This is a genomic window from Burkholderia sp. AU45251 (assembly GCF_030482905.1).
In the GTDB taxonomy this organism is placed as follows: domain Bacteria; phylum Pseudomonadota; class Gammaproteobacteria; order Burkholderiales; family Burkholderiaceae; genus Burkholderia; species Burkholderia aenigmatica.
Map to the genome: position 1 here is coordinate 201,102 of NZ_JAUJQH010000007.1, position 23,512 is coordinate 224,613.

Sequence of the window (23,512 nt, forward strand, 5' to 3'; positions counted from 1 at the left end):
GGCCTGGGTGGCTCGCTCAATCGAAGCATGATGCCAATGAGAGAACCCCCATGTCGACCCATTCCCCCCGTGAACTGCTGAAGGCCGCCGATATCGCGAAGATGGAGCCGACGCGCGCGGTGCATTCGCTGAATCCCAATGCCGTTCGTCTCAAGCGACAACTCAGCGACCTGACCGGCCTGACGCAATTCGGTGTTCACCTGCTCACGCTGATGCCCGGTCACGAATCGGCCGAGTATCACCGTCACCTGTACGAAGAAGAGTTCGTGTACGTGCTGTCCGGTACGGGCGCGGTCACGATCGGCGAACGCACCGATGAAATCGGGCCCGGCGATTTTCTGGGCTTTCCGCGCGGCGGTGAAGCACATACGGTGCAGAACACCGGCGATACGCCGCTGGAACTGCTCGTCGGCGGGCAGCGGCTCGAACACGACGTCTGCGAATACCCGCGAGTCGGCAAGCGGCTCTATGTCGCGGGCGAGCTCGAGGATTATGTCGATCTGCCGAAGCAGGCTTGATGGCCGATCGTGCATTCAATGCCCCATTCCGCATAAAAACCGAATCAATAACCTCTTGTTTAGATAAACAAAATAAAAATTCGTAAAAATACGGGGTAGAGAAATCACGTTTATTTGGGCACGCTTGTGCGCATTGTCCGTTCCTGGGTGCCGGCATTTCGACATGCCGGTGCATCCTTTTCCCGGTGCGCGAATACGGAAATAACTACCCGCACCCGGGATTTTCGACCGATCGGCCGGGCAAGCGGAATTCATCAAAAAGCATCCTGATTTAAAGCTCAGTAGTTCGAATCAACATCGTGATTCAAGAACGATACGGAGACGGGCGATGTCCAGGAACTGGGGGTTGGGAACGGCGCTGCTGGCGCTGTGCGTTGTCTTGTCTTCATGCGGTGGCGATGGTGATTCGCCGTCGGCGGCCGCTGCAAACCTGTCGGCGTCCGCGCAGTCGCAAGGCAATGAAAACGGCAACGGCGGCAACGAAAACGGTAACGAGAACGACAACAGTAACGGCAACGAAGCGGCAAGGAAAAACGCCGACATCCGCGTCGCGCAGTACGTCAATCCGTTGATCGGCACTGACTACGCGACCGACCAGCCGGCCGACCCGGTCGGCTCGGGCCTCGGCGGCGGCACGTTCCCGGGGCCGACGGTGCCGTTCGGGATGATGCAATGGAGCCCGATGACACCGACCGCCCAATACGACAGCAGCAAGGGCGACGGCTCCGGTTTCTCCGGCGGCTACTGGTACGGCGACACGTCGATCAATGCGTTCAGCATCCTGCACCTGAGCGGCACCGGCTGCTGGGCGAACGGCGGCTACCTGAACGTGATGCCGCAGCTTGCGCCCGGCGACGCCGGTACGCCGGCCAGCTTCACTCACGCGAACGAAACCGCACAGGCCGGCTATTACGGCGTCACGCTCGGTAACGGCATCAAGGCCGAGCTGACGACGACGGTGCGCACCGGCTTCGCGCGCTTCACGTATCCGGCACTCGCGCAGGGGCAGCAGGCGACGATCGCGATCGATCCGACGGTGCTGAACAACCGTGCACAGGGCACCACGAGCGACACGATCAGCCAGGTCGGCGACCGCGCGTTGTCTGGCACGATCGCGGGCGGCGGATTCTGCTGGGCCGGGCATGCGGTGCCCGTCTACTACTACGCGGAATTCAGCCAGCCGTTCGCGGCGAAGCCGGCGCTGTCGAGCAACAGTCCGGTGAACGTGACGTTCAATGTCGACAGCAAGCATCCCGACGTGATGATGAAGCTCGGCATTTCGTTCGTCAGCGAAGCGAATGCGAAGGCGAACCTGCGCGCGGAGAATCCTGAAACCGATGCGCAAGGCAGCCGGAACTGGCGCTTCGACAAGGTGCGCAGCGCGGCGAGCGCCGCATGGAACGCGCGTCTGAACGCGATCCAGGTCACGGGTGGCAGCGATGCCGACAAGACGAAGTTCTACACCGCGCTGTATCACGCGTCGCTGCACCCGAACGTGTTCAACGACGTGAACGGCCAGTATCCGGACTTCTACGCGTCGAACGGCGCATCGGCCGCGCCGACGCGCCAGGTCGACAAGGGCCGCACGATGTACGCGAACTTCTCCGGCTGGGACATCGACCGCTCGTTCATCCAGTTGCAGGCGCTGCTCGATCCGGTGCGGACCAGCGACATCGTGCAGTCGCTCGTGCTCGATGCGAAAGCGTGCGGCGCGTTCCCGCGCTGGGCGTACTTCAATACCGAGACGGCCGTGATGCCGGGCGACGCGGGCTCGATCATCGTCGCGAACGCGCATGCGTTCGGCGCGACGAACTTCGACACGCAGGCCGCGCTGTCGATCATGAAGCGCAGCACGGCGCCGGGCGCCGCGTGCGCCGGCACGCCGGTGATGGGCAGCCGCGCGGACTACGATCGGCTCGGCTACGTGCCGTCGTCGGGCTCGGGCGACAACCAGACCGCGTCGAATACGCTCGAATATGCGGTGCGCGATTTTGCGGTGTCGCGCTTCGCGACGGCACTCGGCGATACGGCGACGGCCGGCACGCTGCTGAAGTCGAGCGGCAACTGGCAAAACCTGTTCGACCAGGGGGCGATCCAGCCGAAGACGTCGGCCGGCGCGTGGGTCACCGACGGCACGGGCTTCATGGAAGGCAACTCGGAGCAATACACGTGGTACGTGCCGCACGACCTCGCCGGCGTGGTCGCGCAGGCTGGCGGTGCCGCACCGGTCGTCAAGCGGCTCGATACGTTCTTCACGCACCTGAACATCGGCACCGTGCAGCCGTATTTCTACGTCGGCAACGAAGTGACGATGGCCGTGCCGTGGGTTTATGCATGGGCCGGCGCGCCGTCGCATACGCAGCGCGTGCTGCACGCGTCGCTCGCGAACGAGTTCGGCACCGGCGCGGCCGGGCTGCCGGGCAACGACGATCTCGGCGCGATTTCCGGCTGGTACGTGTGGGCCGCGCTCGGTCTTTATCCGGTCGTGCCGGGCGTGAGCGGCGTTGCGCTGTCGAGCCCGCAGTTCGAGAAGATCACGGTGCGCGTCGGGCAGAAGGACGGCAGCTACCGCCTGCTGCACATCGTCGCGCCGGGCGCAGGCTCGGGCGACGGCGCGTCGTTCTATGTGAAGTCGCTGAAGCTGAACGGCGCACCTTACTCGACCGCATGGCTGCCGTTCGGGCAGATCGCGAAGGGCGGGAAGCTGTCGTACGCGATGACGTCCGACGCGAGCGCCACGACGTGGGGCACCGACGCATCCGCGATGCCGTCGTTCCCGCAGGCGGCCAGCGCACCGTAACGGTCAGGGAGATCAACGAGCGGTTCTTGCCAACAGGATCGACGCAAAGAGAGGGCGGGACGAACGGATGAAGCTACGTCATGTGGTGGGTATCGGGTGCCTTGCCGTGTTGTCGGGTTGCGGGGGCGATCAGGGTTCGACGGATGCGAGCGTGCTCGCGCAGATGTCGAACGCGCAGGGCAACCAGAACGATCAAGGCAACCAGAACGACCAGGGCGGCCAGGGCGATCGGAACGGGAACGGTGGTGCAACCAGGCAGTCGGCGCTGCACAGCGTCGACCCGATGACGGCCGCAGCGGCCAGTTCTTCGCGGGGAACGAGCCGGCGAACCACCTGCCGTACCTGTACGACATCGCAGGCATGCTGTCGAAGACGCAGGACCGCGTGCGCACCGTGATGGACGACATGTACTCGCTGACGCTGACGGCCGGCGATCGCGCGCTCTTGAGCGGCGACAGCCTGAAGGCCGCGCTGGCCGACCCGCGCCGCGTGCGCGATTCGGCGATTCCCGGCAATGACGATTGCGGCCAGTTGTCCGCGTGGTACGTGTTGTCCGCGCTCGGCATCTATTCGCTGAACCCGGTGGGCGGCGTGTTCTACCTCGGCACGCCGCTGTTCGAGGAAGCGACGATCGACATTCCGGTTGCATCGGGAGGCGGGGACGGAAAGGGCCTGAAGTTCGGCGCGACGTGGCGTTTCAAGGTGACCGCCCATACGGCGAGCGGCGGCGCACCGTCGTTGGTCAATCGCTACGTGCAGTCGGTCAGCCTGAACGGCACGCCGCTGCATCGCCCGTACATCACGTACGACGAGATGAAGGCCGGCGGCACGCTCGACTTCGTGATGGGCTCGGCACCGAACGACGCGTGGGTCAGCCAGTGGAACGGGCAGGATCCGAACAGCGCGCTCGCGCCGTCGTTGGCGCTGGCCGGCAAATAATCGGCAAGCGGCCCGCTTCGGCGCGGGCCATGTTCCTTCATCCAGCGGCGCCGGTCTCGACCGCGAGGCCGGCCGCCTTCCACTCCGGAAATCCGTCTTCCAGCCGTGCGGCGTCGAAGCCGCGCGCGCGCAACGCGGCGACGGCCTCGACCGCAAAAACGCAATACGGGCCACGGCAGTAGGCGACGATCTCCGTCCCGGCCGGCAATTCGCTCACGCGCGCGTCGAGCTCGGACAACGGGATGTTCAGTGCACCCGGCAGGTGGCCTTCCGTGAATTCGTCGTGCGGCCGCACGTCCAGCAGCGTGACGAGGCCGTCCGCGAGCCGCGCGGTCAGTTCGTCGCGCGACACGGGCTCCAGCGCATCGCGCGCGTGGAAGTAGTCGCCCATCACCTTGTCGACCTCGGCGACGTTGCGCTCGCCCACACGGCCGAGCGCCTTCATCAGCACGACGACCTCGCTGTCGCCGGCGAGGCGATACACGATGTGCTTGCCGCGCCGCTCGGTATCGACGAGGCGCGCGCGCCGCAGGATCTGCAGGTGCCGCGACGTGTTCGCGAACGTCATTCCCGATAGCGCCGTCAGTTCCTCGACCGACCGTTCGCGCTGCGCGAGGTGCTCCAGCAATTCGAGCCGGTTCGGATGGCCGAGCGCCTGCGCGACCTCGGCGAGGCTCGCATAAATCGCTTGCTTGGGTCCCGTGCTTGACACGTGGCCTCTCCTTGATCAATCATTCATCAAATTGATTGAATGTTACCGCATTCGCGGGACGGAGGCAATTCGATGATCCTCAGACCATTCCTGCATCCCGATACGGGGGGCATTTCATACCTGTTCGGCTGCGGCGGCAAGGCGACCGGCGCGGTGGTCGATCCGGTCGCCGATCCGGCCGACTACCTGCGCGCGGCCGAGGCCGTCGGCATGAGGATCGCGTACGTGATCGACACCCACGTGCATGCGGACCACCGGTCGACCGGCCGGGCGCTGGCCGACGCGGCCGGCGCGTCCTACGTGCTGTCCGCGCGGGCCGACGTCGCCGTGCCGTTCGACGGCGTCGAGGAGGGCGATCGCCTCGCGCTCGGCAATGTGATCGTCGACGTGCTGCATACGCCCGGCCACACGCCCGAGCACATCAGCCTGCTGGTGACGGATCGCACGCGCGCCGACGAACCGTGGTTCGTGCTGACGGGCCACACGCTGATGATCGGCGACGTCGGCCGCACCGAGCTGGCCGTCAGCGCCGAAACGGGCGCGCGCGACCTGTTCCGCAGCGTCCGGCGGCTCGCCGCGCTGCCCGATCACGTCGAAGTGCTGCCCGGCGCGTTCGCGGGATCCGTGTGCGGTCGCGGGCTCAGCGGCAAGCCTGTGTCGACGATCGGATTCGAGCGGCGCTACAACGCGGCCTTACGCATCGGCGACGAAGACGCGTTCGTCCGCTTCATGCTGACCGACGTGCCGCCCGCCCCGCCGGCCGCTGCGCGATTGCGCGCGGTCAACGCGGGGCGCGAGGCGGCAGAGGGTTGATGCGATGGCAAACCTGGCGATGGCGCGCGGCGGGCGCGCAGTGGCGCTCGGCCTGCGCGAGAACTGGCGGCAGTTCTCGCTGCTCGTGCTGGTCAATGCGTTCGTCGGCGGGATGGTCGGGATCGAGCGCACCGTCGTGCCGCTGATCGGCGCCGAGCAGTTTCATCTCGAGTCGACCGCGCTGATCACGTCGTTCATCGTCAGCTTCGGACTGGTCAAGGCGTTCGCAAACCTCGTGTCGGGCCAGCTCGCCGACACCTGGGGCCGCAAGCGCGTGCTGATCGCCGGCTGGCTGCTCGGCCTGCCCGTGCCGTTCATGATCATCGCGGCGCCGAACTGGGAATGGGTGATTGCCGCGAACGTGCTGCTCGGGCTGAGCCAGGGGTTCGCGTGGTCGATGACGGTCATCATGAAGGTCGACCTCGTCGGCCCGAAGAGCCGCGGCCTTGCGGTCGGCCTGAACGAATTCGCCGGCTATTTCGCGGTGGGCGCGACCGCGTTCGCGACCGGCTATCTCGCGAGCCGATACGGGCTGCGGCCGACGCCGATCTATCTCGGCGTGTTCTATGCGATCGCGGGCCTGCTGCTGTCGATCCTCGTCGTGCGCGACACGCGCGAGCACGTGCGCCTGGAAAGCGGCGGGCCGGCCGGTGCGTCCGCGCTGTCGTTCCGCGAAGTCTTCATGCTGACGTCGTTCCGCAACCGCAACCTGTTCGCGGCGTCGCAGGCCGGCATGATCAACAACCTCAACGACGGATTGAGCTGGGGCATCTTCCCGCTGTTCTTCACGACGCTCGGGCTCGGCATCGAGCGGATCGGTATCCTGAAGGCCGTCTATCCGGTCGTGTGGGGCAGCTGCCAGATCGTCACCGGGCCGCTGAGCGACCGGTGGGGGCGAAAGGGGCTGATCGTCGCCGGGATGTGGGGGCAGGCGGCCGCGCTCGCACTGACCGCGCTGACGGGGCAGTTTCGCTGGTGGTTCGTGGCGAGCGTGCTGCTCGGTCTCGGCACGGCGATGGTTTATCCGAGCCTGATCGCGGCCGTGTCCGACGCATCCGAACCCGGCTGGCGCGCGCGTTCGCTGAGCGTGTACCGGTTCTGGCGCGATCTCGGCTATGCGATCGGCGCGCTGTCGGCCGGCCTGATGGCCGACCGCTTCGGCTTCTCTGCCGCGATCCTGGTGGTGGCCGTCGTCACGTTCGTATCCGGGGGCGTCGTCGCGCTTATGATGCGGGAACCCCACTGACAGGGTTCCCCCGATATGGACGCGCCGCTTCCGCCGATGTCTGCCCCGATTCCCGAAACGGAACCTGAAACCGAAACCGTCGCCGAGCCGCGCGCGTCGCGCGTGCATCGGCCGGCCGCGCTCGTCACCGGATCGACGTCGGGGATCGGTGCGGCGATCGCACGCCGCCTGGCGGCGGACGGCTACGCGGTGATCCTGCATTCGCGCAGCTCGGCCGACGTGGGGCGCGCGATGGCGCGCGAACTTGGCGCGGCCTACGTGCAGGCCGATCTCGCGGACGATGCCGAGCGTGTGCGGTTGATCCGCGAAGCCGTTGCCGTGCACGGGCGGCTCGACGTGCTCGTCAACAACGCGGGTGTCAGCCGCGTGATTCCGCATGACGATCTCGCCGCGGCGACCCCCGACGTGTGGCGCGAGATGCACGAGATCAACGTGATCGCACCGTTCCGGCTCGTCGCCGAGGCGGAAGCCGCGCTGCGCGAGGCGGCGTCGCACGGGCGGGCCGGGTGCGTGGTGAACGTCAGCTCGCATGCGGGCGTGCGGCCGAAGGGTGCGTCGATTCCGTATGCGGCGGCGAAGGCTGCGCTCAATCACACGACGCGGCTGCTCGCGAAAACGCTCGCGCCGGCGATTCGCGTCAATGCGGTTGCGCCCGGGCTCGTCGATACGCCGCTCACGGCCGACTGGACGGACGCGCAGCAGCTCTGGCGCGAGCGCGCGCCGATGCGCCGTGCGGCGACGCCGGACGACATCGCGCAGACGGTCGCGATGCTCGTCGCATCCGACTACGTGACGGGCGAGATCGTGATGCTCGATGGGGGAATGAACTTGACGTGATGCCGCGATTCAATGAAGCGGTGAAGCGGTGAAGCGGTGAAGCGGTGAAGCGGAGAAGCGGAGAAGCGGAGAAGCGGAGAAGCGGAGAAGCGGAGAAGCGGTAATGCAGTGAAGCGGCTGCGCACCCGCGCGCAGGTGTCATGCGCGCGATTCCCGCGACCGCTTGCTTGCCGAACGACGCGATCAGCCGAGACGCGACCGCAGTTGCGCGAGTGCCTGGTCATGCGTGCGCTCGAACTTCAGCGGCGTGACGGCGACATACCCTTCGGCGAGCGCGACCGTTTCCGAATCCGCATCGTCGTCGCGCGGCGCGCGGGTGAGTTTCAGCCAGTGATACTCGAAGTCGCGCGGGTCGCGCCCCGATACGATCTCGACGCCCTGCAGCGTGCCGGCGCCCTGGTTCGTCACCTTCAGCCCTCGCACCTCGTCGGCGGGCCGCGGCGGGAAATTCACGTTCAGGCACGCGTCGCTGTCCCAGCCGGCGGCCACGAGCCGGCGAATGACGTCCGGCGCATGCGTGCGTGCCGTGTCCCACGGCACCGCGTTGCGATCGGTGAAGGCCTGGCTCAGCGCGATGGCCGGCACGCCGACCAGCATGCTCGTCATCGCGGCGCCGACCGTGCCGGAAAACACCGTTTCGGTGCCGAGGTTCCCGCCGCGATTCACGCCGGACAGCACGATGTCAGGCCGTGCATCCTTCATCAGGTGGCTGATCGCGATCGCGACGCAGTCGCCGGGCGTGCCGCGCACCGCGAAGCGGCGTTCGCCCTTGCGATGCACGCGCAGCGGGTCATGCAGGCTCAGCGAATGCGACGTGCCGCTCTGGTCTTCCGCCGGCGCGACGATCCACACTTCGCGTGCCAGTTGCGTGGCGACCTGTTCGAGCACGTCAAGGCCGGGGGCGTCGAATCCGTCGTCGTTGGTGAGCAGGACACGGTCGAACAGCGGGCGGGTTTCTTGCATCGGGACGATCCTCGTGGAGATGAGTGATGAGACGGAAGTGCAGCGTGGCGCAAGCCACAAGGCTAGCATTCCCGCGTGAGGATCGTCGTGTCGCGTGCTCGGCGCGGAAGTGAAAACGGGCGCATTGCGCGCCCGTTCGTTGGTGGCCGTGCCGCGTGCGCGGCGGGTCGGAACCGCTCAGCCGAGCAGGTGCCGCAACAGGCCGGCCGACACGACGCCGACGATGACGGTCGGCAGGATCGACAGGCGCGTCGCCGCGATCAGCGTCATGGCCAGCGCGAGCAGGTCGGCCGGGCGCGTCGACACGAACGCCGGCGCGATCACCGAGATCAGCACGCAGCCCGGCACGTTCTCCATCACCGACGCCATCCGCGGGCTCAGCGTGCGGTTGCGCAGCAGCACGTAGCCGAGGATGCGCGACAGATACGTCGTCGACGCCATCAGCACGATCGTCGCGACGGTGCTGAAATCCGGAAGCTCAGGCATCGCGCGGCTCCCACAGCAGCGCGGCGATCAGCCCCGCGCAGGCGCCGGCCGCGACGTACCACGCGCCGGGCACGGCCAGGTGCGTGGCCGCTGCGACGACGAGGCTCACGAACCACGGGCGGCTCGCGCGCATCCCTTTCCACATCCCGCGCAGCAGCACCAGAAACACGGCCGTGAACGCCATGTCGAAGCCGTACTGCTCGACGTTGCCGATCGTCGGGCCGACTGCCGCGCCGAGCGTGGTCATCGAGATCCACGTCAGATAGAGTCCCATGCAGATGCCCGCGTAATAGGGCACGCTGATGTGCGTGGCCGAGCGCGCCCGGGCGTCGGCGAGCGACATCGCCCAGCTTTCGTCGCACATGAAGAACAGCGCGAACAACGCGCGGCGGCGCGGCAGGCGGCGGATATACGGCTCGAATGCGGCGCCCATCAGGATGTGGCGCGAATTCACGAGGAACGACATCGCGACGATCAGCGCGATGTGCGGCGGCGACGTCCACAGATGGATCGCCGCGAATTCGGAGCCGCCGCCGAAGTTCATGCCGGTCATCATCGGCACTTCGAACAGGCTCAGCCCTTTCTGCGCGGCCTGCGCGCCCAGCACGAGCGCGAACGGCACGAAACCCAGCATGACGGGCAGCGCCGCGCGCAAACCGCGACCCATCTCGGCGATATAAGCGGGCTTGTCGCGAAGCCCTGACGACGTTGAAACGCTACTGCTCATTACTCCTCCTTCGGGGGAGGAATTGTCTGCTTTTTTGACTCGAATCGGGTTGCGTTGTCGCCAGATTTTTCTCAGAATTTGGCATTGAACGCGTGATACGCGATTTTTTTGGAATTGAATGCCAATGAAACTTGACGCCATCGATCGCCGGATCCTGAGCGCGCTCCAGCGCGACGGCCGCATGCAGAACGTGGAACTTGCGCACGAGGTCGGGTTGTCGCCGTCGCCGTGCCTGCGGCGCGTGCGGCTCCTCGAGGAAGCCGGCGTGATCGAGAAATACGTGGCCGTGCTGAATCCCGCGAAAGTCGGCAAGGGGCTGACGATCTTCACGCGTGTGTGGCTGAAGGGGCAGGACGCGGAATCGGTGAACCGCTTCGCCGAAGCTGTCCAGCAGATGCCGGAAGTCGTCGAATGCCACCTGATGGCCGGCGATTGCGATTTCCTGCTGCGCGTCGTCGCGGCCGACATCGACGACTACCGGCGCTTCCAGATGGAATACCTCACGCGCATTCCGGGCGTGCTGAGCGTGAAGACCGACATTCCGATGCAGAAGGTCAAGCTCACGTCGGCGCTGCCGACCTAGCGCGACGCGGGGGCGCGGCTACGAGACGGACGGGTCGACGAGCGGTCACGGCTCGGTGACAATCGTCCGATAGACTGACGAATCACGCCGCTTCGAACCGGTCGCCGGTGCCGTCGCGCGACGTTCGATGCGCAAGCAACTAACGGTCAATGCCGCCGCGATCGGGCGGGCGGCGCTGCGCGCCGGGTCATGTGCCGATGCGTTTCTTCTTGTCGGGCCATTCATGCAGCCAATCAACAATCCGTGGAACTCGCTGGAAATCGTCAAGCTCGTGCTGGGCGTGCTGACGCCGTTGTCGGTCGCGTGTCTTGGCTGGCTCGTCGCGCGCCGGCTGAAGCGGCTCGAACTCGTGCAGTGGACCAACCAGCGATTGATCGAAAAGCGGCTCGCGCTGTACGACGCGGTCGCGCCGCAGCTCAATGCGCTGCTGTGCTTCTACACGTGGATCGGCTACTGGAAGGACATCTCGCCGGACGACGTGATCCGCGCGAAGCGCGACCTCGACCGCACGTTCCACATCTACCGCTACCTGTTCGACGACGACGTGTACGACGCGTATCACACGTACATCCACGCGCTGTTCGACATGCATACGGGCCCGGGCCGCGATGCGCGGATCCGCTCGCTGATCCAGGCGCCCGACGGCGATCGCAGCGTGCACGGCTCGTATGAGTGGAAACCGGCGTGGTCCGACCGTTTCGCGACCGCGAATGTCGTGCCGAAGGACGACGTGTTGCGGCACTACACGCAGTTGATGGAGCGGCTGCGCGTGGCGCTGGGCGCGACGCGCTGAGGGCAGCGCGGCGGCTGCGCACCGGTATCGAAATCCGCCACCCGGCGGTGCGGATCCCCACCCTCGCGCAAGAAGCAGGTGCCGCGCGCGGCTGCTGCTGACATGCTCGCGCCATCTCCACTCGCGCGAGGTCCGTATGGTTGTCGATACCGGTTGCCAGCCGCTCATGATCCGCTCGCCCGAAGCGGGCCGGCGGCGTCTCTTCTCCGTTGAATCTCACGATCCGCATCACATGCCGTTGCCGGCCGAGCCGGAGATCGGCGACATCGTGTTCATCCGCGTGACCGTGCGGCCGTTTCTCGAAGTGGCGAGCGCGACGCGCTCGTGGACGAATCACGTCGGGATCGTGGTCGGCGAGCGCGGCGGCGAGCCGCTGATCGCGGAGAGTACGTTTCCGCTCTCGCGCGTCACGACGATGTCGCGGTTTCTTGCGCGCTCCGATCGCGGCGCGTGCGTGATCGCGCGGCTGAAGCAGCCACTCGATGACGCGCAGCGGCGCCGGCTCGTGGAGGCTGCGATGCGCCGGATCGGCGTGGTCTACGACACGGGGTTCAATCTCGCGTCGCGCCGGCAGTTCTGCTCGCGGTTCGTGCGCGAAGTCGTGCGCGATGCGACGCGGATCGCGCTCGGCGACGTCGAGACCTTCGACATGCTGCTGCGCCGGAATCCCGATCATCCGCTCGGCTTCTGGAAGATCTGGTATTTCGGCCGGATTCCGTGGCGCCGCCGCACGGTGACGCCGGCGAGTTTGCTCGATAGCGGGGCGTTGCGGGTGGTGGTGGATACGCGCGAGCCGGCTACCGATCGCGGCGACTGATGACCGCGTGTGTCACCGGGCCGCGCGAGGTTTCATGCGTGACGCGCAGGTGATGCGTGTCCTCAGTTGCGCCCCGCCACCGCCAGCCGCGCCGCCAGCCCCACGAACACCGAGCCGAGCAGGTACTGCGGCAGCTTCGACGGGCGGCGTCGCGCGCCGATCCGCTGGCTCAGCCGGCTCGCGGACAGAATGATCGCGCCGTTCACGACGAGCCCGATCAGGTTGAGCACTGTCGCGAGCACGAGAATTTGCACGGCGATCGAACCGTGTTCGGGCCGCACGAACTGCGGAAACAGCGCGAGCACGAACAGCGCCATCTTCGGGTTCAGCAGGTTCGTCGTCAGCCCCTGGCGGAAGATCGTCGCGGTCGAGTGGCGACTCTGCGAGGCGACGGGCGACAGCGCGGTCGCATCCGAACGGAACGTCTTCCACGCGAGATACAGCAGATAGGCGGCACCCGCGAAGCGCACGGCGTCATACGCGAGCGGCACCGCGACGAAGAGCTGCGACAGCCCGAGCGCGGCCGCCAGCGCGTGACAGTAAGTGCCGGCCTGGATGCCTGCGAGTGTTGCGAAGCCGGCGCGCCGTCCCTGGCTCACGCTGCGGGACGCGATCAGCAGCATGTCGGGGCCAGGCGTGGCGGTCAGTGCAAGACACGCGCCGGAGAACAGCGCGAGCGTGGAGAGATCGATCATGGAGGGCCTTTTGTGGATGCAGCGCAAAAGGGATGCCAGTTTAAGAGCGGGCGTGAAGCAGGTCAATCGAACGAGCGGACGACCATTTATTGGGCCGTCGAGGCCGATCGCCAACACGCGTGCGCTGCCTTTGGCACGCGGCGAGTGCCCGGTGCCGGATCTACGGCATACGCTGATGCAGCGCCTTGCTTGGGCGATCGCCGCCCCGCTCAAGGCTTGCGGCAGGCCACCTGATAGTCGATCACGGTGTTTTCCGACGGCTTGTCCGGCTCGCCGCCGGCCGTCGTTACGCCGAGCACGCCGGCCGTGCTCCGGTAGCGCAGCGCGCAATATCCCATGCCGGTGCCCGAACACGCTTCGGCTTCGATGATGCCGTGCCGGGCGAGCGTCGCCGCGCCATCCGCCGGGTCCGGTTTCTCGCGCGGGCGCAGCGGTTGCCAGCCGTGCGCGATCAGGATCCGGCGTGCCGTGTCGAGCGGCTTGCCGTACACGTTGGGCACGACGGCGCGGCCTTGGCAGTAGGTGCTTTCAGCCGCTACCCGGGTCAGGCGCAGGCCGCCGTTCTCTTCGCGCAGTTCGCCGACGGGCGGCGCGGGGCCGTCGCCGCCCCAGATCAGCAACGCGCCGCTTTCCAGCCGATCGGCCGTACCGAGTTGCCAGCCTGCCTTGCGCGCCGTGTAGCCGAGCGCGACGAGCGTCGTGCCGTCGAACACGCCGAGGTTGGCGTGACGCGCGAAACAGATCGCGCTCGTGCCGGCACCGAATCCGCTCGCGAACGTGACGACCGTGTAGCGGCCGAGCGGCGCCTCGGACGTCACGATCCAGCCGCGCTTCGCGACTTCGCGGCCGGCCGCGGTGGTCGTCTTCGCGCGATATTGCGTGCAGAACGGGTCGAGCGAGCCGTTCTCCGGTGAGTGCGGCAGCACGCTGAGCGGCACCAGCGACGCACCGGCGAGATCGGAGGCCGTCCGCAGCGGATCGGCCGATGCCGTGCCGCCGAGCGCGGTACACGCAACGGCCGCGATCGAAACGATCGACGCAAGACGGCGGGCAAACGGCAAGGCAACGAAACGGGACACGCTGGCGGTCTCCGGGGAAAGAGGGACGGGCGCGATGATCGCGGGTTTTCGGACGCGTGTCACGGCCGTGTGTCACGGCCGCGCGCGCGGGCCGGCGGCACGCGGTGTGCCAGCCGGCGAAGTCAGTGCGTCGATCCGTCCGGATGCAGCACTTTCTCGAAGAGCGCTTGCGCGCGTTCGGCCGACATCCCGTTGTGGAAGTCGATCGACAGCGGATGATCGGTCGTATCGAGTTCGACGAGCGGCCGCTGGCCATCCAATTGCGGATGCGTGCGCGACTTCAGTCCGTCGAGCGGCGGATAGCCGGGCAGGCGATTCGCGAGCCAGCTGAAGTACGGGCCGCTTGCGTTGCCGGCTTCCTGATTCTCCAGGTAGTCGTCGAAACTGCGCTCGCTGAGCGAGACCCAGAGCCCCCACAGAAACGGTTCGTCAGCGCCGATGATGGGCACCTCGAGGCACGCGCGCACGAAGAAGTACTGGTGGTCGACGACGCACAGGTCTTCGTCCCACGTCGCCCGCGCCGCGCGTTCCGGTTCGGGAATGTCCAGCAGGTAGTCCGGGAACTGGAATCCGACGCTCGGCTCACCCTCATGCCATTCGTCGCATTGCGCACATTGAAACCGGAACGTCGTCATGTGTGGCCTCGCCTGAGCGGTAGGGTCGAACGGGCGCGCGATCGCTGGATGCTACGTCGATGCAAGTCGCCGGGGCCGCCGCGGGGTATCGCGCGCCGCTTCGCGGTTGCATTGATGGTCGGCGCAAACGCAGGCCGCCCCGGCGCGTCTGCCGGTGGCGTGCCTGCATGTCACGGGCGATTCAGCCCTTCGCGACGACGTCGATTCGCAGCGCTTCGCCGCCTGCGACGATCGCCAGCAGGCGATCGACGTTCGGATGCGCGCCCGGGCGGTTGCGTGCATCGGCCGTATGTTCGGCGAACACCGCGAGGCCGTGCTCGGCGGCTTTCGCGTCGAGCGTGCCGAATGCCTGCTTCAGGTAGTGGTACACCGCGAGCGAGCCTTGCTTGCCCGGCTGGTTCTCGATGGTCGCGACCACGTCGCCGTTCGCGCCGACGAGATCGATGCGCGCGACGCCGTCGATGGCCGGCAATTGCGCGAGGTTGTCCTTGAATACTGGGGTCGGTTGAATCACTGAAAACACTCCGTCGGTTCGGTCATGGGCCAATGAGCATGGCCGGCCGTATCTTATCCGATCGGCCTCTGCGCACCGGCCGGCACGCTCGCCTCACGCGAGCGCTCGATGTCGGGGCTGCGATACGCGTGCTCGGGAATCTCGGCGAGCCGCGATGCGTGCACCTGATGCGGCGTGAGCCCGTAGAACTTCTGGAAACTCATGATCAGCGGCGACCACTTGTCGGGATCGATGCGGTCCGCATGACCGTCCATCAGCAGGTCGGGATGCACGTGCACGCGCTGGATGCGCAGCTCGAACACGCGGATGCTGCCACGCACGTCGGGCGCTTCTTCACCGATTCCGTGCGTGGCCGCGACGACCGCTTCCATGTGCACCGGGCATTCGAGCGCACGCGGCGGCGCGACGGTTTGCGAGGCCGCTTCGGTGAGCCCGGCCGTGCCGAACTTGTCGGGTTCGTACACGTAGCCCCTTGTGAGCTTCCTTTCGGGTACCGGATACGTGCCGGTCGTGCGCGCGATCCGGTCGACCGCGTGCGCCTGCGCCGACGACGGCAGGTTCAGCACGCATTCGCCGGTGCGCAGCAGGTTGCGGGTGGTCTGCGAACCGGCGCCGATGCCGATCACGCCGCGCCAGCCGAGCCAGAACGCGGACGAGATCGGTGCGAGATTGGCGGTGCCGTCCTCGTTCAGTGTGCTGACCAGCACGACGGGCGTGCCGAAATAGAGGATGTTCGGTTCGGTGACGCGATGCGGAGCGTTCATGTCGGCGCCTTCGTCGAGGGATCAGTCCGCATGCTGATCCTGTCGCGGCGGCGCGGCGTTCCGAATCTTGTCGTGTCATTCCGGAAGGGGCGCGAAGGCCGCGTGTGCGCCGGCCCGAACCCGCCGGCATCGCGCGCGCTTTTCCGCTACAGTGGGAGATTGCAGGCCGCGTCCGCCGCACCGCACGGGCGCGCGCGGTCCTGTTCCGCCAACGCACACGAGGGCCTGATGGATACCGAGCAACGCTACACCGCCAACGCGCCGACGCGCGCGGAAGTCGACGCACTGGGCGGCGCAACCGTTATCGAATTCGGCGCGAACTGGTGCGGGATCTGCGCGGGCGCGCAGCCGGCGATCGTGGCGTCGTTCTCCGTGCATCCCGCCGTGCGCCACCTGAAGATCGAGGATGGCCCGGGCCGCCCGCTCGGCCGCTCGTTCGGCGTGAAGCTGTGGCCGACGCTGGTGTTCCTGCGCGACGGTGTCGAAGTCGCGCGCGTCGTGCGCCCGGCCGACGCAAAGCAGATCGAAGCCGACGGCTTCGCCGCGCTGGCCTGAGGTCACGGCGATGCAACAGGCGATCACGCACATCGGCATCGACACGCACGGCAGCGGCCTCGTTGAGTTCACGTCGCAGGTGCGTGCGTTCGTCGACCAGCAGGCCATCAGTACGGGCCTGCTCACCGTGTTCTGCCGCCATACGTCGGCGTCGCTGCTGATCCAGGAGAATGCGGATCCGTCGGTGCAGCGCGATCTCGAACGCTACTTCGCGACGCTCGCGCCCGAGGACGCCACGCGCTACGAGCACGACACCGAAGGCACCGACGACATGCCGGCGCACCTGCGCACGGCGCTCACGCAGGTGCAACTGTCGATCCCGGTCGAGCACGGGCGCATGGTGCTCGGCACGTGGCAGGGGATTTACCTGTTCGAGCATCGCCGCGCGCCGCACCGGCGCGATATCGTGCTGCATCTGATCGGCGAGTAAGCGGGCGCACGCGGCGCATCGCCGGGCGCCGGCTCAGGCGAGCAGCTTCTCGACGAGCGCGCCGAGTTCGCGCAGGTGGACGGGCTTCGGCAGGAATGCGTCGAATACCTGCTGGTTCTCGCGCAACGCGGCCGATTCATACGCACTGACGCCGAGGATCGCCGGATGCCGGCCGTCGTCGTCGGGTACCGCGACCGCACGCATGCGCCGCGCGACCTCGAAGCCGCTCAAGTCCGGCAGCTCGAGATCGAGTACGACGATGTCGTAGCGGCTTGCACCGAAGCACGCGACGCCTTCCTGCCCGGTGCCGCACAGATCGGCGTCGATGCCGAGCGCCGACAGCATCGCGCCGAGCGTTTCGCGCGCGTTGTCGTCGTCGTCGACCACCAGCGCGCGCCGGTCGCGGTGCGCGGCCGCGTGCGGCAGCGCGGGTGCGTCGCCGGCCGCATTGCCGGCGGTGTCGCTGCCGGGCACTTCGGCCGGCAGCGTCACGACGAACTCGCTGCCTTCGCCCACCGTGCTGCGCACGTCCACATGGCCGCGCAGCGTCGTCACGATTTCGCGCACGACGGCGAGCCCCATGCCGATCCCGTCCACATGCAGCCCGACCGCGTCGTTCGCGCGATAGAACGGCTCGAAGATCTTCGACAGGTGCTGCTTTGCGATGCCGGCGCCCGTGTCGCGCACGGCGATCTTCAACTGCTGGCCGGCCGGCGCGTCGGCGAGCGTGATCGACACGTCGATCGATCCGCCGAGCGTGTACTTGACCGAGTTCTCGATCAGGTTCGACAGTACCTGGCGCAGCAGCTTGCGATCGGAACGGATCGCGAGGTCGTGCGGCTCGACTTGCTGCACGATCGCGATCCGCTTGGCCGCGATCTTCTCGCGCAGCGGGTCGAGCACCTCGGCGAGCAGCGACGCGATGCCGACGGTTTCCCGTTCGGCGAGGCGCTTCGTCGAGCGCAGCTTGATGTAGTCGGTCAGATCCTTGACGAGCGCTTCGAGCGACAACGCGGAATTCTGCAGCCGCCGGATCGTCTTCAGGTTCGCGTCCGACTGCGGGCGGGCGAGCAGGATCTCGATCGATCCGCAGATCGCCTGCAGCGGCGTGCGCAACTCATGGCTGACCATCCCGAGGAACGCGTTTTTCGCCTCGATCATTTCGAACGCGCGGTCGGATGCCTTGCGTTCGGCGTCGAGTGCCGCGTCCTGCCGTTCGAGCAGGTCGTCGCGCGTGCGCATCGTATAGAACAGCAGCAGGAACAGCGCGCACAGGATCACGCCGAGCACGATGCCGAGGATCAGGATCGCGCGCTGCTTTTCCTTCAGTTGATGGAACGTGAAGTCGCGCTGCGCCATCTCGATCGCGCGGAAATAGTTCGCGAGGCCGTTGACCTTCGGCCAGTACGCATTGACTTCGTCGAGCACCTGCTGCGCGTGCTTCGGCGAGTCGCGCAGCAACGGCACATCGCGCTTCAGGCGCGTCATGAATTCGCCGAGCGTGTCGATCTCGTTGCGCGCGCGCGGGATCCGCAGCCAGTATTCGGACACTTCCGACGGCCGCTGCAGAAAGCCGAACGACACCGACAGGCTGTCGAGCTGCATCTGCACGTGATCGAAGTCGTCGTCCGCGCGCGTCGCGTAGAGGATCAGTTGCCGGTCGAACCGCGTATAGACGTTCCGGTATTGCGCGGCGGTCCAGAACACGCCTTCGCGCGGCCCTTCGAGCACGCCCTCGTTGACCGAGGTGGCGAGGAGGTCCCACAGCAGGAACGCCCACGCGGCGAACCCCATGATCCACAGCGAGCCGAGGACCAGGATGATTTTTCTATTTCTCCATCGCCGGCGTTTCATTTCACCGTCAGGCCGATGATCTGCCACGCGAACTTGGCTTCGCCGAGCGGCGTCTTCAGTTCGTCGGGATACTGGTCGCGCGGGTACATGATCCACAGCGGGCCGTAGTTGTCGTTGCCGAGCACCTTGCCGTTCATCGTCCGCGCGAGGATCACGCCGTAGCGATCGGCGTCGGACACCGGAATCGTGAACGTGTACTCGTCGATGCAGCGGAACTCGATTTGCGTGCCGTGCGCGCCAACGGTCTTCAGGATGTCGGACAGGCGCGGGCCGGTGAAGGTCGCCTTCGGCGTCCAGCTGGTCGACGTGACGATCGTATGCTGCGGCAGCGCCATCAGCGCCTGCTCGGAAAACACGTACGCCGTCTTGCCCTGCTGGTTGTGCTTGTCGATCTTGCCGTCGACGGTGAACGTAAAGGACGAAGCGGCCCAGGTCGCGGCGGCCATGCCGAGCAGGCAGGCGGTCAGCAGGCTCTTGGTCCAGATGGTCGAAATTCGCATGTCTTGCCCTCGGTCGTACGGGAGTGGTGTGGCGCTGTGGCCTCAGTTCGCGGCGGCCACGGCCGGTAGCGTGATCTTCAGTTCGCGCGCCACTTCGGCGAACAGGATCGGCAGGCGCACCGGTTTTTCCTCGCAGCGCGCGTTGTAGTGCGACACGATGTGCGCGATCTCGTCCTCGCTGGCTTCGCCGGTCGAGATCTTGCCGGTCAGCAGGAAGATCGGCGCGCCGCTGTTCTCGCTCGAGCGGATGCCGCGCACGAGTTCGGCGGCCGTCTGGTCGCCAAGCATCCAGTCGAGGATGTAGCCGTCGAAATCCTCGACCTCCAGTGCCTTGCGGAACGTCGCGCCGTCGAAGTACGGAATCGCGTTCACGCCTTTTTCGATGAAATATTCACACACCGTTTCAGCGACGTCCTGCGAATCGTCGACCACGGCGATCCGCGCCGCATACACGTTCGGCTGGGTCGAGCGCAGCTCGATGACGTCGACCGGATACGTACGGCCCTCGCGCGCGTGCTGACGCTCGGTGATGAGCCATTCGCCCTGCCACTGCAGCGCGACGAAATCCGTCTCGCTCTGGCTGCTGGCCTTGGTCGAGATCGCGGCGCGGCAGCGGAAGCGCCGCGACTCGATCACGAGCGTCGCGTCGATCATCTCGGCGGCGGCCGGCTGCGTGCCCTTGTCGTCGAGCAGGATCGCGGGCGGCACGCCGAAGTGCGTCGCGATGTCCTGCAACTGCGACAGGTTCCACGGGATCAGGCCTTTCATCTTGCGCGTGACGACCGAGAAGCTGAGGCCGAGCACATTCGCGATCGTCGTGTTGTGACTTCGCTGCGGAATGCCGTTCCGGTTCAGTAGGTCGCGCACCTTGTTGGCGGTGATGAGATCGACGTTGGCCTGCTCGCTGTTGGACATCTCGATGGGGTCTCCAGGGGGTTTTGGCGAGGGAGAGCATATCAAAACTGACGTGACACGCAAACTTTGAAAACGCGAATCACCTTGACATGCCTTTTTTCTTCATTATTATTGCTCACCACGTCACTATTGTTTGTCGCGTCATGTTTGGAGATCGATGCCGGCAACAGTCGGACCAGCGAAAAGCGACAACAATGAAGCAGTGACTGAACGATTCGAAGCGAGAACCTGAGAGAGCCCAGGCGTGCGTGTCGGCGTTGGCGGATTGCATCCGCTGCGCCGCGCGCCACCGGGTGCGCGCTCGCGGGGGTGGGATAGCGCGAAGAATTGCGGCGCCAATAAAACATGAGGAAGGTAACAATGTACCGCCGTTTACTCGCACCGGGGCTGCTGTTGCTACTGGCTGCGTGCGCGCAGGATCCGTCCATCACCAGCAACACGGTGCGGATCTGCGACGACACAGGTTGTTCTGACCGTCCTAAAGATCAGGTGTCCTATCAAAAAAGGGGCGATTCGGAAGACCGTGAAGATCCGCGCATCGCTGCGTTGAAGCAGACCGCGAAGACCCAGCCGAAGGCTGCCTACGACCTCGGCCTGCGTTATTTCCGCGGCGACGGCGTGCGCCAGGACAGCTACCAGGCACTCAAGTGGATGCGCGAGGCCGCCGAGCGCGGCGACCTGCAGGCGCAGAAGGCGCTCGGCAGTTTCTACCTGTTCGGCCTCGAGGAAATGGGCTCCGATGCGCGCGAAGCGGAGAAGTGGCTGTCGATCGCGGCCGGCCGCGGCGACAAGGAATCGAAGAAGCTGCTCGAGCTCGCCCGCCAGGCCAAGAAGGAAGACGAAGAAGACTGGAAATGGCGCACGGAATGGCGTGACCGCTATTACGGCTACTGGTACTCGGGCTATCCGTACTACGGCGTCTGGCAGCAGACGTACTGGTACTACTGACCGGGCCTGAAGCAACGGGGGCAGCCGCGGGGAGACCACCATCGCGCGCCAGCCGGGGGGCTTATCGAAGTTCGCACGAACACATAAGCCGAACAACGACTCTATCGATCGACAACGACATGAAGACCATCCTTTCCCATCGTCTCACTCAAGGTGCGCTGGTTGCAGCGCTGTGCGCGTCCGTGGCCGGCTGCGGCGGCATCGTCAATGCGGGCGGACAGAACGCCGGCGTGACCGGCGCGGCGGCAGGCGGCGCGAGCGCCGGCGCCGATTCGGGGCTGCAGCGCTGCGCGTCGCCGCTCGGCACGATCGCCGTCGACGACGGCCGCAACGCCGACTGGTGGGGCCCGTTCGGCAGCGCGACCAAGATGACGACGATCGACCCGCTGCTGCGCCTGGCGGTCCAGCAGTCGAACTGCTTCGTGATCACGTCGATCGGCAACCAGAAGAGCGACGCGCGCCTGTCGCGCATCACGCAGCTGCAGCGCAACTCGGGCGAGTACCGCACGGGCTCGAAGCAGCAGAAGGGCCAGCGTGTCGCGGCCGACTACTACATGGAACCGCAGATCGTCATCAACGATTCGCCGGTCGGCGGCATCGGCAGCATGATCGGCGGGCTGATCGGCAACAGCGCGGTGGCGGCGGTGGCCGGCCATCTTCAGACGAAGGCGTCGGTCGTCACGCTGACGCTGTTCGACGTGCGCTCGGCCGTGCAGATCGCGGCGTCGGAAGGCAGCTCGACGGCGACCAACTACGGCGCGGCGCTGGGCGGCTTCGGCGGTGGCGTGGGCGGTGCGCTCAGCGGCTTCTCGGCGACGCCGGAAGGCAAGGCGACGGTCGTCGCGTTCATCGACGCGTACAACAAGATGGTCGTCGCGCTGCGCAGCTACAAGGCGCAGGACGTCAAGGGCGGCCTTGGCCGCGGCGGCCAGCTCCAGGTCAACTGACGCGCCCGGGCCGGCGGTGCGCCGCCGGCCGATTCCTGATTCGTGTCTGTCCGTGCGCGCGGCGTGATCCGCGCGTACCGGCTTCGTTCGTCCTTTTTGCATTGAGGTGACCCCGATGAAAGCCGTTGCATTGATCGCACTGACCTGTCTGGCGCTGACCGCTTGCGGCGGCGACGATTCCTCGCCCGCGCCGTCCGGCGGTGGATCGGGCACGAGCAACAACGGCGGCAGCGGTGGAACCGGCGGCACGGGTTCGGGCGGGACGGGAAGCGGCGGCAATGGCGGTTCGGGTGGTTCGGGCGGCAGCACGCTGACGTGGCGCTACGACGCGCAGCCTGTTGCGGCGGATCGGGCGAGCTTCCTGACGCTGGTCAACAACGAAGGCGCGAAGGGCTATCGTTATCTGGGCGACTTCTACTACAGCGCGACCAACGGCGGGTCGCAGTCGATCTTCGTGAACGACGGCACCGCGCAGACCTACACGTACCAGCTGCAGACGGCGCCGGCCGACATGACGTCCTTCGTCAACGCGGCCAACGCGCAAGGGGCGAGCGGCTATCGCTATGAAGGGCCGCTCACGTACGGCGATCTCTATCGCAAGGACGGCGGTTCGCCGGCGACCTACACGTACACGACGACCGGCTTGCCGGCCGATGCCAACGCGTTCCTCACGCAGGCGAACGGCCAGGGTCAGTCGGGCTACTGGTTCCTCGGCCCGATGGCGGTGGGGGCCGTGCAGGCGAACGTGTACATGAAGAACAACGCATCGAGCGCGACCTACACGTACGACGCGCTGGCGCCGACGTCGACCGTCGGCGACTTTATCGCACAGGCCAACAGCGAGGGCGCGAAGGGCTATCGCGCGAAGGGCGGGATGGCGTTCGGCATGGCGATCTCGTGGATCTACGTGAAGGACCAGACGCAGTCGCCGACCTTCACGTACCAGTCGGCCGCGATCCAGGGGACCGGCGCGAACTTCGTCCAGCAGGCCAACACATTCGGTGGGCAGGGCACCGCGTATCTGAGCGATATCGCGCTCGGCGTGTCCTCGCCGGTGATGGCGTCGTTCTATTTCACGCCGAAGAACTGCACGGGCTTCCTGTGCACGACGCTGAATCCGCTCACGCAGAACTGAGCGGGCGCGTCGCGCGCTGCTGCATCGCGCGGGTCGTTCCATCGAGCATGGCCCCCGTGCGTTGAATCGAGTGCCTCAGGTGCGCCACCTCCTTGGACGCATCTTTTGCCGCCGGCTTGCCGGCGGCATCTCATTTCTGGCGCGCCCGCGGCGATTCGACGAAGCGACTTGTCCGAACGGACAGGCGCGCGCCACGCGATTCCGTCGTCAAAATTCGTTCGAGTTCAAAACAACAACTCAAACAAATAGGACGTGTACTAAAAGGATAATCCGCGCCTGATTTTCGCAGTGTCGTTTGGCATGATCG

At 66.4% G+C, this 23,512-nt stretch carries 25 protein-coding genes and 1 pseudogene; 14 read left to right on the forward strand and 12 right to left on the reverse strand.

The window, feature by feature from the left end:
• Window positions 1–50: 50 nt before the first annotated feature.
• The 3 genes and pseudogenes from QZM67_RS17285 to QZM67_RS17295 form a co-directional block, all read left to right on the forward strand.
• Window positions 51–518: a cupin domain-containing protein gene (locus tag QZM67_RS17285; RefSeq protein ID WP_301805140.1), complete on the forward strand. Its 468-nt coding sequence runs from the start codon at window positions 51–53 to the stop codon at window positions 516–518.
• A gap of 328 nt (window positions 519–846) precedes the next feature.
• Window positions 847–3,318 carry a GH92 family glycosyl hydrolase gene (locus QZM67_RS17290; RefSeq protein WP_301805143.1) on the forward strand — a complete coding sequence of 824 codons (2,472 nt, stop codon included), beginning with the start codon at window positions 847–849 and terminating at the stop codon, window positions 3,316–3,318.
• A 288-nt stretch (window positions 3,319–3,606) separates the two neighbouring features.
• Window positions 3,607–4,257, forward strand: a pseudogene (locus tag QZM67_RS17295) (glycoside hydrolase domain-containing protein); the annotation flags it as partial.
• Between the two features lie 37 nt (window positions 4,258–4,294).
• On the opposite strand, the gene QZM67_RS17300 reads toward QZM67_RS17295, so the two are convergent.
• Window positions 4,295–4,969, reverse strand: coding sequence for a metalloregulator ArsR/SmtB family transcription factor (locus QZM67_RS17300; protein WP_301805148.1), 675 nt, complete (start codon window positions 4,967–4,969; stop codon window positions 4,295–4,297).
• A 72-nt stretch (window positions 4,970–5,041) separates the two neighbouring features.
• Here QZM67_RS17300 and QZM67_RS17305 point away from each other — a divergent pair, with 72 nt between their 5' ends.
• The 3 genes from QZM67_RS17305 to QZM67_RS17315 are packed head-to-tail and all read left to right on the forward strand — an operon-like array spanning window position 5,042 to window position 7,865.
• Window positions 5,042–5,782 (forward strand): MBL fold metallo-hydrolase, encoded by a 741-nt coding sequence (locus QZM67_RS17305; RefSeq protein WP_301805151.1) that lies wholly within the window; start codon window positions 5,042–5,044, stop codon window positions 5,780–5,782.
• Between the two features lie 19 nt (window positions 5,783–5,801).
• Window positions 5,802–7,028 (forward strand): MFS transporter, encoded by a 1,227-nt coding sequence (locus QZM67_RS17310; protein ID WP_301805358.1) that lies wholly within the window; start codon window positions 5,802–5,804, stop codon window positions 7,026–7,028.
• 15 nt (window positions 7,029–7,043) lie between these two features.
• A complete protein-coding gene (locus tag QZM67_RS17315) occupies window positions 7,044–7,865 on the forward strand; it encodes an SDR family NAD(P)-dependent oxidoreductase (protein ID WP_301805154.1) in 822 nt (273 codons plus the stop codon).
• A gap of 183 nt (window positions 7,866–8,048) precedes the next feature.
• On the opposite strand, the gene surE is transcribed toward QZM67_RS17315, so the two are convergent.
• The 3 genes from surE to QZM67_RS17330 all read right to left on the reverse strand — a co-directional run bounded on the left by surE (window position 8,049) and on the right by QZM67_RS17330 (window position 10,041).
• Window positions 8,049–8,828 carry a 5'/3'-nucleotidase SurE gene (gene surE / locus QZM67_RS17320; protein ID WP_301805156.1) on the reverse strand — a complete coding sequence of 260 codons (780 nt, stop codon included), beginning with the start codon at window positions 8,826–8,828 and terminating at the stop codon, window positions 8,049–8,051.
• 177 nt (window positions 8,829–9,005) lie between these two features.
• Window positions 9,006–9,314: an AzlD family protein gene (locus QZM67_RS17325; protein ID WP_175022733.1), complete on the reverse strand. Its 309-nt coding sequence runs from the start codon at window positions 9,312–9,314 to the stop codon at window positions 9,006–9,008.
• On the reverse strand, window positions 9,307–10,041 hold the full coding sequence (locus QZM67_RS17330) for an AzlC family ABC transporter permease (RefSeq protein ID WP_175022734.1): 735 nt from the start codon (window positions 10,039–10,041) through the stop codon (window positions 9,307–9,309). The genes QZM67_RS17325 and QZM67_RS17330 overlap by 8 nt, the downstream gene beginning before the upstream one ends.
• Window positions 10,042–10,165: 124 nt before the next feature.
• Here QZM67_RS17330 and QZM67_RS17335 point away from each other — a divergent pair, with 124 nt between their 5' ends.
• The 3 genes from QZM67_RS17335 to QZM67_RS17345 all read left to right on the forward strand — a co-directional run bounded on the left by QZM67_RS17335 (window position 10,166) and on the right by QZM67_RS17345 (window position 12,234).
• Entirely contained in the window at window positions 10,166–10,624 is a 459-nt protein-coding gene (locus tag QZM67_RS17335; protein ID WP_006486309.1) for an Lrp/AsnC family transcriptional regulator, read from the forward strand.
• Between the two features lie 223 nt (window positions 10,625–10,847).
• Window positions 10,848–11,417, forward strand: coding sequence for a hypothetical protein (locus tag QZM67_RS17340; RefSeq protein ID WP_175029974.1), 570 nt, complete (start codon window positions 10,848–10,850; stop codon window positions 11,415–11,417).
• Window positions 11,418–11,553: 136 nt separating this feature from the next.
• Window positions 11,554–12,234 carry a YebB family permuted papain-like enzyme gene (locus tag QZM67_RS17345; protein ID WP_301805161.1) on the forward strand — a complete coding sequence of 227 codons (681 nt, stop codon included), beginning with the start codon at window positions 11,554–11,556 and terminating at the stop codon, window positions 12,232–12,234.
• 62 nt (window positions 12,235–12,296) lie between these two features.
• Here QZM67_RS17345 and QZM67_RS17350 read toward each other — a convergent pair whose 3' ends face one another.
• The 5 genes from QZM67_RS17350 to QZM67_RS17370 all read right to left on the reverse strand — a co-directional run bounded on the left by QZM67_RS17350 (window position 12,297) and on the right by QZM67_RS17370 (window position 15,921).
• Window positions 12,297–12,929, reverse strand: a complete 633-nt coding sequence (locus QZM67_RS17350; RefSeq protein WP_301805163.1) for a LysE family translocator — start codon at window positions 12,927–12,929, stop codon at window positions 12,297–12,299.
• A 209-nt stretch (window positions 12,930–13,138) separates the two neighbouring features.
• Entirely contained in the window at window positions 13,139–14,008 is an 870-nt protein-coding gene (locus tag QZM67_RS17355) for a PASTA domain-containing protein (protein ID WP_301805166.1), read from the reverse strand.
• 122 nt (window positions 14,009–14,130) lie between these two features.
• The gene (locus tag QZM67_RS17360; RefSeq protein ID WP_301805169.1) at window positions 14,131–14,643 is read right to left on the reverse strand and encodes a DUF2199 domain-containing protein; all 513 of its coding nucleotides are present in this window, start codon (window positions 14,641–14,643) and stop codon (window positions 14,131–14,133) included.
• Between the two features lie 181 nt (window positions 14,644–14,824).
• Complete coding sequence (locus QZM67_RS17365; RefSeq protein ID WP_043178853.1) at window positions 14,825–15,157, reverse strand: DUF2322 family protein; 333 nt, start codon at window positions 15,155–15,157, stop codon at window positions 14,825–14,827.
• Between the two features lie 53 nt (window positions 15,158–15,210).
• Window positions 15,211–15,921, reverse strand: a complete 711-nt coding sequence (locus tag QZM67_RS17370) for a flavin reductase family protein (protein ID WP_301805172.1) — start codon at window positions 15,919–15,921, stop codon at window positions 15,211–15,213.
• A gap of 228 nt (window positions 15,922–16,149) precedes the next feature.
• On the opposite strand from QZM67_RS17370, the gene QZM67_RS17375 reads away from it, so the two are divergent.
• Complete coding sequence (locus QZM67_RS17375) at window positions 16,150–16,476, forward strand: thioredoxin family protein (protein ID WP_175002417.1); 327 nt, start codon at window positions 16,150–16,152, stop codon at window positions 16,474–16,476.
• Between the two features lie 10 nt (window positions 16,477–16,486).
• A complete protein-coding gene (locus QZM67_RS17380; protein WP_175022740.1) occupies window positions 16,487–16,906 on the forward strand; it encodes a secondary thiamine-phosphate synthase enzyme YjbQ in 420 nt (139 codons plus the stop codon).
• Between the two features lie 33 nt (window positions 16,907–16,939).
• Here the strand turns inward: QZM67_RS17380 and atsR are convergent, their stop codons facing one another.
• Genes atsR through QZM67_RS17395 form a run of 3 tightly spaced genes read right to left on the reverse strand, consistent with a single transcriptional unit; the run spans window position 16,940 to window position 20,175 of the window.
• The gene (gene atsR, locus QZM67_RS17385; protein ID WP_301805183.1) at window positions 16,940–18,760 is read right to left on the reverse strand and encodes a hybrid sensor histidine kinase/response regulator AtsR; all 1,821 of its coding nucleotides are present in this window, start codon (window positions 18,758–18,760) and stop codon (window positions 16,940–16,942) included.
• The gene (locus QZM67_RS17390) at window positions 18,757–19,260 is read right to left on the reverse strand and encodes a molybdopterin-dependent oxidoreductase (protein WP_175002420.1); all 504 of its coding nucleotides are present in this window, start codon (window positions 19,258–19,260) and stop codon (window positions 18,757–18,759) included. The genes atsR and QZM67_RS17390 overlap by 4 nt, the downstream gene beginning before the upstream one ends.
• 42 nt (window positions 19,261–19,302) lie before the next feature.
• Window positions 19,303–20,175: a helix-turn-helix domain-containing protein gene (locus QZM67_RS17395; RefSeq protein ID WP_301805187.1), complete on the reverse strand. Its 873-nt coding sequence runs from the start codon at window positions 20,173–20,175 to the stop codon at window positions 19,303–19,305.
• Window positions 20,176–20,535: 360 nt separating this feature from the next.
• Between QZM67_RS17395 and QZM67_RS17400 the strand changes: the two genes are divergently transcribed.
• The 3 genes from QZM67_RS17400 to QZM67_RS17410 all read left to right on the forward strand — a co-directional run bounded on the left by QZM67_RS17400 (window position 20,536) and on the right by QZM67_RS17410 (window position 23,205).
• Window positions 20,536–21,123 carry a tetratricopeptide repeat protein gene (locus QZM67_RS17400; protein ID WP_175022743.1) on the forward strand — a complete coding sequence of 196 codons (588 nt, stop codon included), beginning with the start codon at window positions 20,536–20,538 and terminating at the stop codon, window positions 21,121–21,123.
• A gap of 119 nt (window positions 21,124–21,242) precedes the next feature.
• On the forward strand, window positions 21,243–22,070 hold the full coding sequence (locus QZM67_RS17405) for a hypothetical protein (RefSeq protein WP_175022744.1): 828 nt from the start codon (window positions 21,243–21,245) through the stop codon (window positions 22,068–22,070).
• 115 nt (window positions 22,071–22,185) lie between these two features.
• The gene (locus QZM67_RS17410; protein WP_301805198.1) at window positions 22,186–23,205 is read left to right on the forward strand and encodes a hypothetical protein; all 1,020 of its coding nucleotides are present in this window, start codon (window positions 22,186–22,188) and stop codon (window positions 23,203–23,205) included.
• The last annotated feature ends 307 nt before the right edge of the window (window positions 23,206–23,512 follow it).